The sequence below is a fragment of the Sporanaerobacter sp. genome (assembly GCF_047830725.1).
Taxonomy (GTDB): domain Bacteria; phylum Bacillota; class Clostridia; order Tissierellales; family Sporanaerobacteraceae; genus Sporanaerobacter.
Map to the genome: position 1 here is coordinate 1399476 of NZ_CP181252.1, position 16403 is coordinate 1415878.

Genomic DNA, 16403 nt, shown 5'->3' on the forward strand with positions numbered 1-16403 from the left:
GGGAATATAAATGTCAAATGAAATGAAGGAAATGACATATAAAGAAGCTGTTAAATTGGCAATGGTTGAGGAAATGAGAAGAGATGAAAATGTATTTTTGATGGGTGAAGATGTAGGCTTATATGGTGGTGCTTTTGGAGTATCTGTAGGGATGTTAGAAGAGTTTGGCGAAGAAAGAGTTAGAGATACTCCTATATCAGAAGCTGTAATAGCAGGAGCAGCAGCAGGAGCAGCAGTTACAGGGATGAGACCAATAGCTGAAATCATGTTTATGGATTTTTCAACAATAGCGATGGATGCATTGGTAAATCAAGCTGCTAAAATGAGGTATATGTTTGGTGGGAAAGCTAAAGTTCCAATGGTTTTAAGATGTCCTGGTGGCTCAGGTACAGGAGCAGCAGCTCAGCACTCTCAAAGTTTAGAAGCTTGGTTCTGTCATGTACCTGGATTAAAAGTAGTAGTACCTGGTACAGCAAAAGATGCAAAGGGGCTTTTAAAGGCAGCAATTAGAGATGACAATCCAGTAGTATTTGTTGAGCAAAAAACTCTTTATAAAGTAAAAGGTGAAGTTCCTGTAGATGAAGATTTTGTAATTCCTCTAGGGAAAGGTGAAATAAAGAAAGAAGGAAAAGATGTAACAATCATTAGCTATGGTAGAATGCTTCCAAGGGCACTAAAAGTAGCAGAAGAAATGGAAAGTGAAGGTATCAGTGTAGAAGTATTGGATCCTAGAACTCTAGTACCTTTAGATAAAGAGTTGATAATTGAATCAGTAAAGAAGACAGGAAGAGTAGTATTAGTAAATGAAGCATGCAAAACTGGAGGATATTTAGGAGAGATAGCTTCAGTTATAGTGGAAAGTGAAGCTTTTGATTATCTTGATGCACCAATAGTTAGATTAGCAGGATTAGATGTGCCAGTACCATACAACCCTGAATTAGAAAAAGCAATAGTTCCAAGTGAAGAACAAATAAGAGAAGCAGTACTCAAAGTTATGAACCGATAGGGGGGAATCGTGATGGTAGCAGAGGTAGTAGAAAAAATAAAAGTAAGAGCAACTCCAGCAGCAAGGAGGATTGCAAGAGAAAGAGAAATTGATTTGTCAAGAGTTAAAGGCTCTGGTCCAAAGGGAAGAATACAACAAATAGATGTACTAAATTATAAAGAAGATTCCCTTAAGGTTTCACCACTTGCAAGAAGAATTGCTGAGATAGAAGGATTGGAATTGGAGACTATTGCAGGTAGCGGATTTAATGGCAAGATAATGAAAGAAGATGTACTAAGAGCATTAGGAAATGAAGAAAATGAAGAAAATGAAGAAAATGTAGAAGCTAAAGATGAAAGAATTGAAATAGTTCCTATGACCAATATGAGAAAGATAATAGCTAAGAGAATGAGTGAAAGCTATTTTTCTGCTCCAACCTTTACATTAAATACAGAAGTAGATATGACAGAAGTTAAAGCACTAAGAGCAAAAGTAAAAGAGATGATTTTAGAAGAAACAGGAAAGAAAATCACTATTACAGATATAATAATGCTCGCTACGGCTAAAGCCTTAATTAAACATCCATTGGTAAATGCAAGTATATCAGAAGATGGAGAAAATATTATACTTCATAAATATGTAAACTTAGCTATGGCAGTTGGACTTGAAAGTGGACTTCTAACTCCAGTTATAGAAGATGCGGATAAGAAAAGTTTAACCGAAATGGTTCTAGCAACAAAAGATATAGTAGAAAGAACTATGAATATGAAATTGTCACCAGATGAATTGCAGGGAAGTACATTTACAGTAAGTAATTTAGGAATGTATGGAATAACCCATTTCAATCCAATTATAAATCAACCTAATAGTGCAATATTGGGAGTAAATACTATAGTAGATAAGGTAGTTCCTGTGAATGGAGAAATAAATATTAGACCTATGATGATATTGAGTTTGACAGTAGACCATAGAGTTATAGATGGAGTAGTAGGTGCTAAGTTCCTACAAGATTTAAAATATCTACTAGAAAATCCAGTAGCTATGCTTATATAAAGGAGGAATAGTCATGGCAACAGAAGTAATAATGCCTAAAGCAGGTATGGACATGCAAGAAGGGCAAATTATAAAGTGGTATAAAAAAGAAGGCGAATATGTAGAACGAGGAGAAGTTTTACTTGAGATAATGACAGATAAAGTAAATATGGAAGTGGAAGCAGAAACTTCAGGATATTTGCTAAAGATATTGAAACACGATGGAGAAACAGTTCCAGTTATAACTACTATAGGATATATAGGAGAAAAAGGAGAAATCATTAAAGAGTCAGAAAACAATGAAGTAGCAAAAGAAGAAGTTAAAGTTCCAGAAACAAAAGTAGAAAAAGATGATGATATCTATGATGTAATAGTTATAGGTGGAGGACCAGCTGGGTATGTAGCAGCTATAAAGATAGCTCAACTAGGTGGAAAAGTTGCAATAGTAGAAAAAAGTTTATTTGGTGGCACTTGTTTAAATAGAGGATGTGTACCAACTAAGACTTATCTTAAGAATGCTGAAATAATTGAAGAAATAAAATCTGCAGGAAGAAGAGGAGTTGTTTTGGAAAACTCCAATGTAAGTGTAGACATGGATAGAGCTGTTGAACTAAAAAATGAAGTAGTCATGACTTTGACTAATGGTGTAGTAGGACTTTTGAAGAGTAATGGAATAGATATATATAAAGGTATAGGTAAAATAACTAAAGATAAAAAAGTATCTATAAATGATAGTGAAATCATTGAAGGAAGAAAAATTATTTTAGCAGGTGGTTCTAAAGTAGCTAAAATAAAAATTCCAGGGATAGAAAGTAGATTGGTTTTGACAAGTGATGAGTTGCTTAATTTAAAAGAAGTTCCAAAGGAACTGGCAGTTATAGGCGGAGGAGTTATAGGTATAGAATTGGGATTAGCTTTTAATTCCTTTGGAAGCCATGTAACAATAATTGAAATGATGGATAGAATAGTGCCAAATATGGACAAAGATGTATCTACAGTGCTATATGATGTATTGACTAGCAAGGGAATAGAAATTCATACTTCTACTAAGTTAAATGAGATAGTTGAAAAAGATGGGAAGCTTATATTGAAATTAGAAGGAAAAGAAGATTTAGTAGCAGACAAAGCATTATTATCGATAGGAAGAGTTCCAGATTTAGCCGGTATGGGAGAAGTTGAGTTTGAAATGGAAAAAGGAAGAATAAAAGTAAATGATTATATGGAAACTAGTGTAGAAGGAATTTATGCACCAGGAGATATAAATGGTAGAAAGATGCTTGCTCATGCAGCTTTCAAAATGGGCGAAGTAGCTGCAATAAATGCTATGGGCGGAAAAGAAAGAGTAAAATTAGCTAATATTCCATCTGCTATTTATACTATGCCAGAAGCATCTTCAGTAGGACTTACTGAAGATGAGGCAAGAGAAAAATATGATATTTCTGTTGGTAAATTCACATTTATAGGAAATGGAAGAGCATTGGCCTCAGGGCAAACTACAGGTTTTGTTAAAGTTATAGCAGATAAAAAGTATGGAGAAATATTGGGAGTTCACATGGTAGGGCCTGGAGTAGCAGAAATGATAAATGAAGCAGCAGTTCTTATGGAAATGGAAATTACAGTACATGAAGTTTTAGAAACAGTTCATGGACATCCAACATTTTCTGAAGCTTTTGTAGAAGCTTGTGCTGATACACTAGGAAAGGCAATACATCTACCTAAAAAAAATTAGCCTATGTTATTTTTTAAGCCTTTCAGGTTTATATATTGTAAAATAACCAATATAAACTTGAGAGGCTTTTTTGAGAATATTTATATACAGGTTTTGCTTTTTAGAAGAATATAGTTTATAATTTTTATTGATAAGCTAAAAATATATTTGGAGGTAAGCTATGATTTATATAAAAAATGATTGCAATAAGCCTCAATTTAATTTGGCCTTAGAGGAATATGTGTTTAACTATTTAGATCAATTTGATGAGATATTTTTGTTGTGGATAAATGAGCCCACAATTGTAGTTGGGAAACATCAAAATACCATTGAGGAGATAAATACTCAATATGTCAAAGAAAATAATATCAATGTAGTAAGAAGACTTTCAGGCGGTGGAGCTGTTTATCATGATCTGGGCAATTTAAATTACACTATAATATCTAAAAATAAAGGTTCTGAGGGTTTTGATTTTAAGACTTTTTCTCAACCAGTAATAGAAGTGTTGGCTGATTTAGGTATAAAGGCAGAATTTACTGGCAGAAATGATATAGTTATAGATGGGAAAAAGTTCTGTGGAAATGCTCAATATATGAAAAAAGGAAGAGTACTTCATCATGGTGCTATACTCTTTGATGTGGAGCTAGATGTACTAGCTAAAGCTCTAAAAGTATCACAAGATAAAATAGTATCTAAGGGAGTAAAATCAGTAAGGAGTAGAGTTACAAATATAAAGGATTATTTAAAGGAAGATATCACTATAGAAGAATTTAAAGAACTTCTTTTAAAACATATGTTTAAAGATAAAGAGGATATGGAAGTATATGAATTAACAGAAGAAGATTTAAAAAGCATAAATAAATTGATGGAAGAAAGATATATGACTTGGGATTGGACTTATGGACAATCGCCAGAGTTCAATATAAGAAAAGATAGAAGGTTTTCAAGTGGAAAAGTAGAAATATTTATAGATGTAGATAATGGATTTATCAAGGATATCAAATTTTATGGGGACTTTTTTGGCCATGGAGATTTGAAAGATGTAGAAGAAAAACTAGTAGGTGCAAAATATAGTGAGGATGAAATAAAAGGAATACTAAAAGATATTGATGTAGGCTACTATTTTTCAGGAATTTCTCAAGATGAACTTTTAAAAGCTATTATTGACTAAAGGTGTCTTGACAAAGGTCTTGTTTTTGATGTATCATTATTCAAAATAGAATTTCATATTGAATAGCCTTGATGAGGAGAGTAATAAAAGGGATCGCATACAGAGAAACAATTAATTGGTGAGAGATTGTTGCTTAACTTTTATGAAGATCACCTCTGAGCTGGATATCTGAAAATATATAGTAAGATATCTCGTGTATTCACGTTATGATTTAATGAGAGATAAGGTATATACTTATAATGTGGGTGGTACCGCGGCATGTTCGTCCCTATTTGTTACAAAGTGACAAGGGGACGTTTTATTTTGTCCCCAAAAGTGGCAAGGGGACGTTTTGTTTGCCACCAAATTTACCAAATTAAAAATTTAATAAAATATAGAGAGGATGAAAAAAATGGCTTTTAAAGAATTATCAAATTTGCCAGTAAAGGATAGAGAAAGTCAAATATCAGATTACTGGGATGAGATAAATTTACTTGAAAAGAGTATAAACTCTAGAGACGAAGACAATCAGTTCGTATTTTTTGAAGGACCTCCAACAGCCAATGGAAAACCTGGTATTCATCATGTTATGGCTAGAACCTTAAAGGATGTTGTTTGTAGATATAAGACTATGGAAGGGTATCAAGTAAAAAGAAAAGCTGGGTGGGATACTCATGGTCTTCCGGTAGAAATTGAAGTAGAAAAACAACTCAAGTTAAATAAAAAACAAGATATTGAGGAATATGGTATTGAAAAATTCAACCAAAAATGCAAGGAATCAGTTTTTAAATACGAAAGTTTATGGCGTGAAATGACGAAGAGAATGGCCTATGAAATAGATTTAGATCATCCTTATATTACATTGGACAATGACTATATTGAATCTGTATGGTGGATACTTGATAGGTTTTTCAAAGAAGGATATATTTATGAGGGACATAAAATACTTCCTTATTGTTCGAGATGTGGAACTGGTCTTGCTTCCCATGAAGTAGCTCAAGGTTATGAAGAGATAAAAACAGAAACTGTAATAGTTAAGTTCAAGAGAAAAGATAAGGATGAATATTTTTTGGCATGGACTACTACTCCTTGGACATTGCCAAGCAATGTGTGCTTAACTGTGAATCCAGAAGAAACTTATATAAAAGTTAAGCAAAATGATGAAATATACTATGTAAGTAAGACTTTAGCCAATAAAGTGCTAGGGGATGAATATGAAGTTCTTGAAGAAATGAAAGGTAAAGACTTGGAATATGTAGAGTATGAACAACTTATACCTTTTGTTAAAACCAATGAGAAAGCATTTTTTATCACTGTAGCTGATTATGTAACTACTGAAGACGGTACTGGAATAGTTCACTCTGCTCCTGCTTTTGGTGAAGACGACTACAATACAGGTGTTAGATACAAGCTGCCAGTTCTTAAACCTGTAAGTGAAGAAGGCAAGTTTACAGAAACTCCTTGGAAGGGGAAATTTGTCATGGATGCAGATCCAGAAATCATTCAGTGGTTGAAAGAAAATGGGAAGTTATTTAGAAAAGAAAAAATGCTACACAATTATCCTCATTGTTGGAGATGCCATACACCATTATTATATTATGCAAAACCTAGTTGGTATATTGAAATCACCAAGCTTAAAGATAAACTTATTGAAAACAACAATGGCGTAGAATGGTATCCAGCTTTTGTAGGAGAAAAGAGATTTGGAAATTGGCTAGAAAATTTAAATGATTGGGCTATTTCAAGAACTAGATATTGGGGAACCCCTTTAAATATTTGGAGATGTGATGATTGTGGTTATACTACAAGTATAGGTTCGAGAAGTGAATTAGCAGAAAAGGCTATAGAAAATATAGATGAAAATATAGAACTTCATAGACCTTATGTAGATGATGTTCATATAAAATGTGAAAAATGTGGTGCTACTATGACCAGAGTAAAAGATGTAGTAGACGTATGGTTCGACAGCGGTTCTATGCCATTTGCTCAGCATCACTATCCATTTGAAAACAAAGAAAATTTTGACAAACTATTTCCTGCAGATTTTATATGCGAGGGAATAGATCAAACTAGAGGCTGGTTTTATTCATTACTTGCTATATCTACTTTTATCACAGGGAAATCTCCATACAAGAGAGTACTTGTGAATGATCTTGTATTGGATAAAGAAGGCAGGAAGATGTCTAAATCAAAAGGAAATACAGTAGATCCATTTAGTCTATTTGATAAATATGGAGCAGATGCTTTAAGATGGTATATACTTTATGTATCACCACCATGGACTCCAACTAAATTTGATGAAGAAGGCATAAAAGAGGTAGAAAGTAAATTTTTTAGGACTATAAGAAATGTATACAATTTCTTCACTCTTTATGCAAATACAGATGAAATTGATCCAAGAGAGTTCAATGTAGAATATAGTGATAGACCAGAATTAGATAGATGGTTACTTTCTAAATACAATAGTTTACTTGAAAATGTAGAAGAAGACATGAGTCAATATGATTTGACAAGGGCTGTAAGGAGAATTCAAGAATTTGTCAATGAGGATTTATCCAACTGGTATATTAGACGTTCAAGAAGAAGATTTTGGGCTACAGAATTGGATGAAGATAAAAAAGCTGTATATAAGACTACTTATGAAGTCCTTGTAGGATTGAGCAAGATGATAGCACCTTTTGTACCATTTACAGCTGAAGAAATGTATAGAAATTTGACAGGAGAAATGTCTGTCCATTTAGCTAATTATCCAAAGGTAAATAAAGATTTGATAGATTTAAGACTTGAAGAGAAGATGGATTTAGTTAGAGATTTAGTAGGACTTGGAAGAGCTTCAAGAGAAGCAGCCAAGATAAAAGTACGTCAGCCTTTAAGTGAAGTTCTAATTGATGGGAAATATGAAAAACTTATAGGAGATTTGGTACCTCTTATAAAAGAAGAATTAAATGTAAAGGAAGTAGTATTTGAAAAAGATTTATCTCAATTTATGAACTATACTTTAAAGCCAAACTTCAAAGTAGCAGGACCAGTATTGGGACCAAAGATAAAAGCTTTTGGGAAGGCACTAAGTGAAGTAGATGCTCATGAAACAGTTGAAACATTAGAAAGAGAAGGAAAAATCACTTTGAATTTAGGTGGAGAAGATGTAGAAATAGAAAAGGATTTTGTCATGGTGACTATTTCTTCAAAAGAAGGTTTTGACGTAGCAATGGAAAATAACTTGTTTGTAATTCTTGATACCACTTTGACTCCTGAACTAATCAATGAAGGATATGCAAGAGAGTTTATATCAAAAGTTCAACAGATGAGAAAGAACAATGGATATGAAATGTTAGACAATATAAACATATATTATGATGGAGATAAGGATATAGAAGAAGCTATAAATATCTATAGAGAATATATAATGAAAGAAACATTGGCAGTTTCCATAGAAAAAGTAAATGATGATTCCTTTGAAAAACAAGATTTAAATGGTCATGAAACAGGGATCAAATTGGAAAAAGCAGAATAAAATTTATTTCTAGTGTCGAAATAAATGTGATATAATTAATTAGGATAGATGTTTAACATCTATCCTAATTTACAAGGGGGTGTTTTTTATGGAAAGACTTTTAAATATGGCTAAAAAATTAGATGAAATGGAGACAAATATAAGCAAACTTACATGGGTTCAATATACTGTAGGATATGATTTTGGCATAGAAGAAGCATATAAAGAAATAAATGAATTTTTAGAAGATAAGAAAAACTATGAATTAGTTCTTGAGTACAAGGAAAAAGATTTGAATCCAGAGGATAAAAGAAGAGTTGAAATTGTATACAATATGATTAAACCATATCATTTAAGTAAAGAATTGAATGATTTAAATTTAGAAATCCAAAAAAAGACCAACGAACTTTCTATGATACTTAATACCTTTAGATTTAAAATAGACGGAAAAGAAGTTTCTAGTGTAGAAATAGCTCAAATACTTTCCAATGAGGAAGATAGAGATTTAAGAAAAAAGGCATATTTTGCAAGAAACCAAATAAATAAACCTCTTGTTGATGGAGGATTTATAGATTTAATCAATTTAAGAAAAGAATATGCCAAAGCCTATGGAGATAAAAATTTTGTAGAGCATAAGTTAAAGATGAACGAACTATCTCCAAGCATTTTTGACAATTGGAAAGAAGATTTAAATCCATATATTGATACTTTAAACAATAAAAGAGGGGAATATGCTAGAAGATTCATAAATGAAGAAGAACTTATGCCTTGGGATGGAGCATATGTAAAATCTAAAATAGCTCCAGCACTTAATACTACTGTAGATATGTCAAATTATTATGACTATGTGAGAAATTTCTTCTTAAACTTTGGCATAGATATTGACAAATTTAATATTACCTATGACATTTTTCCAAGAAAAAATAAATCAGAATGGGGATACAATTTCCCTATAAAAAATGGGGTAGATTCAAGAATACTTGCCAATGTGAAGAACAAATATCATGAATATGGAGTACTTCTTCATGAAACAGGTCATGGAGTACATTCGTTTTTACTAGATCCAGAAGAAATCATTCTAAACGCAGGGGTTAGTGGAATAGTCACAGAAGGAATAGCAAATTTATTTGGTGGATTTTTATATGATGAATTGTTCTATAAGAATTTCTTTGATAGTTCAGTAAAAGAGCAATTTGAAGAAATGCAAGAATATGAGAAACTTGATTATCTAAGATTTGTAGGAGACATTTTCCTTGATCATGAATTGTATAAAAATGATATAAAATCTCTAGATGATATATACAATCTATATTTTAAATTAAATGGAGAATTGTTTGGAGATAAACCATATAGTGAAGAACCACCTTTTGCATATAGAATTCACTATACAACACATCCAATATATATGCACAACTATTTCATGGGAGATGTAACCTGTGAAATGCTCAAAAAAGTATTTTATAAAAAATACAATGTAAATTCAGTTGCTGAAAAACCAAAAGAATTTGGAGATTTTCTCATAAATGAAGTGATAAAACCATCTGGATTATATAAATATGAAGAATTGTTTGAAAGAATAAGCGGAGATAAATTTTCACTTAAATGGTATTTAGAATAAAAAAACAAATTGAAAATTAGACAAAACAACCTAGAACATAAGTAGCCTATACTTAGTTCTAGGTTGTTTTTCATTTATACAAAGAAATATGTTGAAAAATCGCAAAAGAAGATGCTGGAAAAAATATTTATTTAATGTATAAATTAGATAGTTTAGAAGATTATTTTCACTTGCCGGTAAAATACCAAAAATATTAGGGGATGAAATTATGGGGAAAAGACATAAAGTGATACTTGTAAGTGTTTTAGTTATTACAGCAATTTTAGTATCTGCAATAGCTATAAGTATAAATACAAGTACAAAAAATGTATCAGAGGAAGATATACTTGGAATAGCTAAAAAAGTCAGTGGGAAGTATGAGCTTTTAAAGTATCAGATGATTACAAAACACCTTTTGAAAAGATTGCTCTAGAAAAATATGAAAAGTATTATGTAGAAAAAAATAATATTAAAGATGAAGACTATACATTATACTTATTCTTTGTTAGGAATTTTACATTCTTGTGGAATTGAATCTGACCAAGGAGAAGAGTATCTAACTCTTCTTGTAAGAACAAAACACCCGACTAAGGTTACATTTTCTGCAGCGTCGTATGCTGGATATCCATCTACTTGAAGAAATCCATTACATATGCCAACAAAGAAGGTGATACAAAACTACCCTTTAAAACAATGTTTGGCATTTTAGCTTTTACAATGAGATTTATGTTTAACATTGTGAAAGTATCCTCATAATATCTCTAAAAGTATCTGGATTTAATCCTTTGATTACTTCAATAGTTGCTTTACCTACGGTAACCTTTAGTGATGTTTAAAGGTATTAATCTCATAGAAAGTATTCCTTTAAAATGTGGGGTGGATTTGACGCTTACTTTTAAAGGCTCTCAAGCGTATATATGGCAAACTGACAAAATAACTTACTTAATATAGTATCAGGACGGTATTGAATGCCATATCCTAGGGAACTTAAATAGAGATGAGATTCTAAAAATTGCAGAAAATATTTCAAAATAATAAAAAAACGTGTCCCCGTTTTTTTCTCGTACGTTATATAGATAAGAAACTAAATAATAATGAAGAGGATTTTTTATGAAACTAAAAAAATAGGTGTAGCAGTAATGTTACAGTAAAATCAATTTGGGACAATATGTATTATGAGATTTATTCTACATTCTTCTTATTCACCAATGTTGAATCCACAAGAAAATGTATGAAATAAGTTAAAATCCTATTTCTATGAATATGAAGCAAGATCTACAATTGATGAAATTAAGGATTTTATTTTAGAATATTTGTAGAAAAATTCAAGGAGTTTTTGTATGACAATGATGAAGTTTTTTGTAAGACTCCTTTTTGGGTTAGGGTGCAAGGGGACAAAAATTACAAAGATTAGAAATTTTAGTTTTACTGTTTGAAGATATCTTATAGGCATGTACTATAAATGAAGGGAGATTTGGAAGATGAAAATGTTTAAAAAAACGATAATTATCATATTAACATTAGTATTGACAATGCTATTTGGGGTACTATCATTTGCCGAACAATCAGATACAATTAAAGAAGAGGAAAATCAACCTACTATAGTTGAAATTGGGAATGGTGCAAAACTGATTATTAAAAAAGGGAAATTTGTAAAGCAACTATCATTTGTAGAGGAGCAAAAAAAGGTTTCTGAACAAATATATAAAGAAACAGGTTCAAAATTAGAAGCTAAAACTGGTATGTTAAAATATGAGCCCAAAACATCGAAGGAAATAGAGTTAATGGCTACAAGTGCACCAACTAAAGAAGCTCCAAACTATCCTTTTACAGGAAATTGGAGTGGAACAAAGAATTCCACATATACTAAGTATTATTTTAAACAAGGAGATTTTGATGCTGATGCAGACGGAGTATTTGATGCAGATTTTTATTACAAAGATGGAAGATATGGTGGAACTATAGCTGCTGAATATAATCATGATACAAAAAAATATGAAGTAAGAGCATTTACAGATGGAATGGAATACTATTATGTTGTTCTTAAAAATCAAGCTTCTGATGCCGCAAGAGGAGCAACATATACTGCATATGCAAATATTTATTAAAGATAGTTAGAAAAACATTTTACATGCTTATAGGATATTCATTTAGCAATTTTGAGTATTTAAAAACAGGAGAAAGTTAAGAAAAAATAATTCAAAAAAAGTAAAAACAAAAGAAAATTTTATAGAATATATATCAAATGGAGAAGTTTGTTTTGATCCATCAAGGGAATTAGTAGCAGAAATATTAAATTATTTGGCTAATCAAGAATTTTCCATCAAAGAAGAGCGAATAATTTCCATTTAAGGTCAGAACCTTTATTTTCATCAACAGTACTTGGACATCTTATGAAAGGGAATTCCAAGTTTTAGCTTTACAACGGCAGATTATCAGTTGAAAGATTTTGATCTCAAATTTAAAAGTAGAAATTCGTTTACAAGATGCCCATGAAGATCTTTTAAATAGTTTTGCGGGAGATAATGTAAGAAGTTCTACATCTTTTTCTATAGATCCTGATGATTTTGAAATAATAAAATTTTCTGACACAACTAATTTTGGCAATGATATATCAACAGAGTTTGATGAGTTAGAAAATTCCCCCATTGGTTTACTTGTACCTATTTTTTTAATCAATAAAGATCGGGATAAAGTTGTAGTTCTTTATAAAGAAGGAGATGGAACAAATGTGGCAAGATACTCTGAAAAAATAGATGGCAAGTGGATAAGAAATGAAATAAGAAAAGAAGGCAGACCTATACCTGATATTGATTCTATTGATTTAGACTAGATATAAAATAGCTTAAATGAAATTTCCAATTGTAAAGTTTCTACAAAAAGATAAGCCAAGGATTTCCTTGGCTTATGAACTAATTGTTTAAAACTTCCTTAAGTACTTCAATAAACTTCTTATTTTCTTCCATAGTCCCTATGGAAACTCTAATGAAATTTCCTTCCATAGGTCTTATAATAACTCCTCTTTTCTGCATTTCCACAAAAACTTCATTTCCATTCTTTTTAACATCTACAAATATATGATTAGTTTCAGAAGGAGGGAAGAAAAGCCCCATTTTTTCAAATTCATCATATAAGTATTTTTTCCCTTCAACATTCACATCAAAACATTTTTGAAGGAATTCCTCATCTTCCAATGCTGCAATAGCAGCCACTTGAGCTAGAGAGTTTACATTGAAAGGTCCTCTTACTTTATTTATATTTTCCACTATTTCTTTGTTGGCAACAGTGTAAGCAACTCTTATGCCAGCTAGGCCATAAGCTTTGGAAAAGGTTCTCATAACCAATACATTTGGATAGGTTTTCACAAATTTAATACTATCCATTGGATAATCTTCTCGTGTCACATATTCTCTATAGGCTTCATCATAAGCTATCACAACATTTTCTGGAACTTTGTCAAAGAAGTTTATGATGTCCTTTTCAGAAACCATAGTTCCTGTAGGATTGTTTGGATTACATAGCCAAATAAGTTTTGTTTTATCAGTTATAGCCTTTAGCATTCCATCCAAATCATAAGTATAGTTTTTAAGAGGTACTATTTTAGGGATTCCACCCATCATCTTTGTAGTAGCTATATATCTTGGGAAGGTAATATCTGCCATTATTATTTCGTCGCCTTTGTTTATAAATGTTTTGGCAATTAGATCAATCATTTCATCGGAGCCGCTACTTGGTAGTATTTCATCAGTACTAATATTATATTTTTTAGCTAATGCTTCTTTAAGTAAAGTTGCATTGCCATCAGGATAAATAGATAGATTTTCACATGCAGCTTTCACAGCTTCTTTTGCTTTTTCTGAACAACCAAGAGGATTTTCATTTGATGCTAGTTTAATAACTTCTTCTAGACCATATTCCCTTTTTACGTCATCAATAGGTTTTCCTGGTTTGTAAGGTGATAGCCCTTTAAGTTCCTCTCTATATGATATATTCATAAAACCAGCTCCCTTCAAATATTATTATCCATCTTTTAGTATAACAGTACTATCATCTATAGGCAAGTTCAAAAATCACTAGGATAATTGTGGAATTCATGATATAATTCAAATTAATACTAGATATTTATTTTTCCTGCATAAATTGGTTTTCTAGGGAAATATTAAATTTTAAATTGATTATAAGGTTTTAAAAGGAATTTTAAAATCTTTGTAGAATATTTAGAATTGATAAAAAATAATAGACTGGCTAAGGGGGAAAGATATAATGAAAGTATATCAAACAGATCAAATCAGGAATGTAGCTTTAATAGGACATGGAAGTAGTGGCAAGACAACATTGACAGAAGCAATTTTATTTGTTACAGGAGTGACAAAAAGACAAGGCAGAGTTGAAGACGGAAATACAGTTTCAGATTTTGACAAAGAAGAAATAGCTAGAAAAGTATCTATTGGGGCTTCTGTAATTCCTACTGAGTGGAAAAATATAAAATACAATTTTTTAGATACACCTGGATATTTTGATTTTGCAGGGGAGATGTATGGAGCATTACGTGCAAGCGAAGCAGCAATTATATTGGTAGATGCTTCAGCTGGAGTAGAAGTAGGAACTGAAAAAGCTTGGCAGTACACAGAAAAACATAAAATTCCTAAAATGATATTTTTGAATAAAATGGATAAGGAAAACGTTAGTTTTGAAAAAGTATTAGATCAATTGAAAGAAAATTTTGGAGATAAAATAGTGCCATTTACATTGCCAATAGGTGAGGCAGAAAACTTTAAGGGACTAGTTGATATAATAGATGAGGGACAGATTCCAGCAGAACTTGCAGATGAAGCTAGCTCAATAAGAGAAATGCTTAAAGAAAAAGTTGCAGAGACAGATGAAGAACTGATGGAAAAATATTTTGAAGGAGAAGACTTTACAAAAGAAGAATTTGAAAAAGGGTTAAAATTAGCTGTTATGAATTGTGATCTTGTTCCAGTGATAGTAGGTTGTGCTGAAAAAGCTATAGGTGTTGAAGTATTGCTAGACATGGTTAAGAGATTTGTTCCTGCACCAAATGAAGTTGGGCCCAATATTGGATATAGAGGAGAAGAAAAAATAGAGAGAAAAGTTGATTCAAAAGAACCTTTTTCTGCTCTTGTATTTAAAACTATTGTTGACCCATTTGTTGGGAAACTTTCCGTATTTAAAGTGCTATCGGGTAAAATAACGAAAGATCAAGAAATATACAATCCAAACAAAGATGATAGTGAAAAATTGGGAGGATTATTTGTACTTAGAGGTAAGAATCAAATTGAAGTATCTGAAATTTTAGCTGGAGATATTGGTGCTACTTCAAAATTACAAATAACTCAAACTGGAGATACAATTTGCGATAAGGCAAATATTATACAATTTGAAAAGATTGAGTATCCAGAACCTTGTTTGTTTTTAGCTGTGGAACCAAAATCAAAAGGCGATGAAGACAAAATTGGTTCATCATTGCAAAGACTTACAGAGGAAGATCCTACTTTTGTAGTTGAAAGGAATAGTGAGACTAAGCAACAATTAATTGGCGGTCAAGGAAATATGCAACTTGCTGTTATTGTGAATAAACTTAAAAATACTTTTGGAGTAGAGGTAAATCTTACAGATCCAAAGATTGCTTATAGAGAAACTATAAAAGGAACTGCCAGCGTTCAAGGTAAGCACAAGAAACAATCAGGTGGAGCAGGTCAGTATGGAGATGTTCACATGAGATTTGAGCCATGTGAAGAAGAATTTGTGTTTGAAGAAGAAATATTTGGGGGTTCTGTACCAAAGCAATATATACCAGCAGTTGAAAAAGGTATTAGAGAATGTTTAGAACATGGAGTATTGGCAGGATATCCTGTAGTTAATATAAAAGCTGTGTTGTTTGATGGTTCATATCATCCAGTAGATTCAAACGAAATGGCATTTAAGATAGCTGCATCTCTTGCATTTAAGAAGGGTATGGAGGCAGCAAAACCTGTTCTTTTAGAACCAATCATGAAGGTAGAAATACTTATACCAGAAGAGTATATGGGAGATATAATGGGAGATATGAACAAACGTAGAGGAAGAATCCTTGGAATGGAACAACAAGAAGATGGCTTACAACTTGTTATGGCTGAAGCTCCCATGGCAGAAATGTTTAAATACGCTATTGATCTTAGAAGTATGACTCAAGCTAGAGGAAGTTTTAGAATGGAATTTGCAAGATATGAAGAAGTTCCATCAAATATAAGCGAAAAAATAATAGAAGAAGCAAAAGCTGAAAAAGAATAAAAATAGTTGAAAATAAGAAGAAAAGTTTATTGAGAAAAATAGAGAAATAGTAAGGTATCAAGAGAATATATGAAGAAACATCATGTATTTTCATGGTACCTTCTTTTATACCTTTAAATGCCTATTGAAAAATGTATGAATATAAGT

Annotated in this window: 11 protein-coding genes and 1 other annotated feature; of the genes, 10 read left to right on the forward strand and 1 reads right to left on the reverse strand. The window is 31.6% G+C overall.

From position 1 onward, the window contains the following. Positions 1-10 precede the first annotated feature (10 nt). The 9 genes from ACFWUA_RS06755 (at position 11) to ACFWUA_RS06795 (ending at position 12798) form a co-directional block, all read left to right on the forward strand. Positions 11-1006 carry an alpha-ketoacid dehydrogenase subunit beta gene (locus ACFWUA_RS06755; protein WP_416197296.1) on the forward strand — a complete coding sequence of 332 codons (996 nt, stop codon included), beginning with the start codon at positions 11-13 and terminating at the stop codon, positions 1004-1006. Between the two features lie 12 nt (positions 1007-1018). Beyond that, complete coding sequence (locus tag ACFWUA_RS06760; protein ID WP_416197297.1) at positions 1019-2038, forward strand: dihydrolipoamide acetyltransferase; 1020 nt, start codon at positions 1019-1021, stop codon at positions 2036-2038. Positions 2039-2051: 13 nt separating this feature from the next. Continuing rightward, positions 2052-3746 carry a dihydrolipoyl dehydrogenase gene (gene lpdA, locus ACFWUA_RS06765; RefSeq protein ID WP_416197298.1) on the forward strand — a complete coding sequence of 565 codons (1695 nt, stop codon included), beginning with the start codon at positions 2052-2054 and terminating at the stop codon, positions 3744-3746. A gap of 160 nt (positions 3747-3906) precedes the next feature. Then, positions 3907-4896 carry a lipoate--protein ligase gene (locus ACFWUA_RS06770; RefSeq protein ID WP_416197299.1) on the forward strand — a complete coding sequence of 330 codons (990 nt, stop codon included), beginning with the start codon at positions 3907-3909 and terminating at the stop codon, positions 4894-4896. A 59-nt stretch (positions 4897-4955) separates the two neighbouring features. Beyond that, positions 4956-5169 (forward strand) — a binding site (T-box leader). Between the two features lie 118 nt (positions 5170-5287). Continuing rightward, positions 5288-8389 carry an isoleucine--tRNA ligase gene (gene ileS, locus ACFWUA_RS06775; RefSeq protein WP_416197300.1) on the forward strand — a complete coding sequence of 1034 codons (3102 nt, stop codon included), beginning with the start codon at positions 5288-5290 and terminating at the stop codon, positions 8387-8389. A gap of 88 nt (positions 8390-8477) precedes the next feature. Next, on the forward strand, positions 8478-9986 hold the full coding sequence (locus ACFWUA_RS06780) for a hypothetical protein (protein WP_416197301.1): 1509 nt from the start codon (positions 8478-8480) through the stop codon (positions 9984-9986). A gap of 208 nt (positions 9987-10194) precedes the next feature. Continuing rightward, positions 10195-10398, forward strand: a complete 204-nt coding sequence (locus ACFWUA_RS06785; protein ID WP_416197302.1) for a hypothetical protein — start codon at positions 10195-10197, stop codon at positions 10396-10398. Between the two features lie 1048 nt (positions 10399-11446). Continuing rightward, positions 11447-12073, forward strand: coding sequence for a hypothetical protein (locus tag ACFWUA_RS06790; RefSeq protein WP_416197303.1), 627 nt, complete (start codon positions 11447-11449; stop codon positions 12071-12073). A 341-nt stretch (positions 12074-12414) separates the two neighbouring features. Beyond that, the gene (locus ACFWUA_RS06795; protein ID WP_416197304.1) at positions 12415-12798 is read left to right on the forward strand and encodes a hypothetical protein; all 384 of its coding nucleotides are present in this window, start codon (positions 12415-12417) and stop codon (positions 12796-12798) included. A gap of 79 nt (positions 12799-12877) precedes the next feature. Here ACFWUA_RS06795 and hisC read toward each other — a convergent pair whose 3' ends face one another. After that, the gene (gene hisC / locus ACFWUA_RS06800) at positions 12878-13960 is read right to left on the reverse strand and encodes a histidinol-phosphate transaminase (RefSeq protein WP_416197305.1); all 1083 of its coding nucleotides are present in this window, start codon (positions 13958-13960) and stop codon (positions 12878-12880) included. 268 nt (positions 13961-14228) lie between these two features. On the opposite strand from hisC, the gene fusA reads away from it, so the two are divergent. Beyond that, entirely contained in the window at positions 14229-16256 is a 2028-nt protein-coding gene (gene fusA / locus ACFWUA_RS06805; RefSeq protein ID WP_416197306.1) for an elongation factor G, read from the forward strand. The last annotated feature ends 147 nt before the right edge of the window (positions 16257-16403 follow it).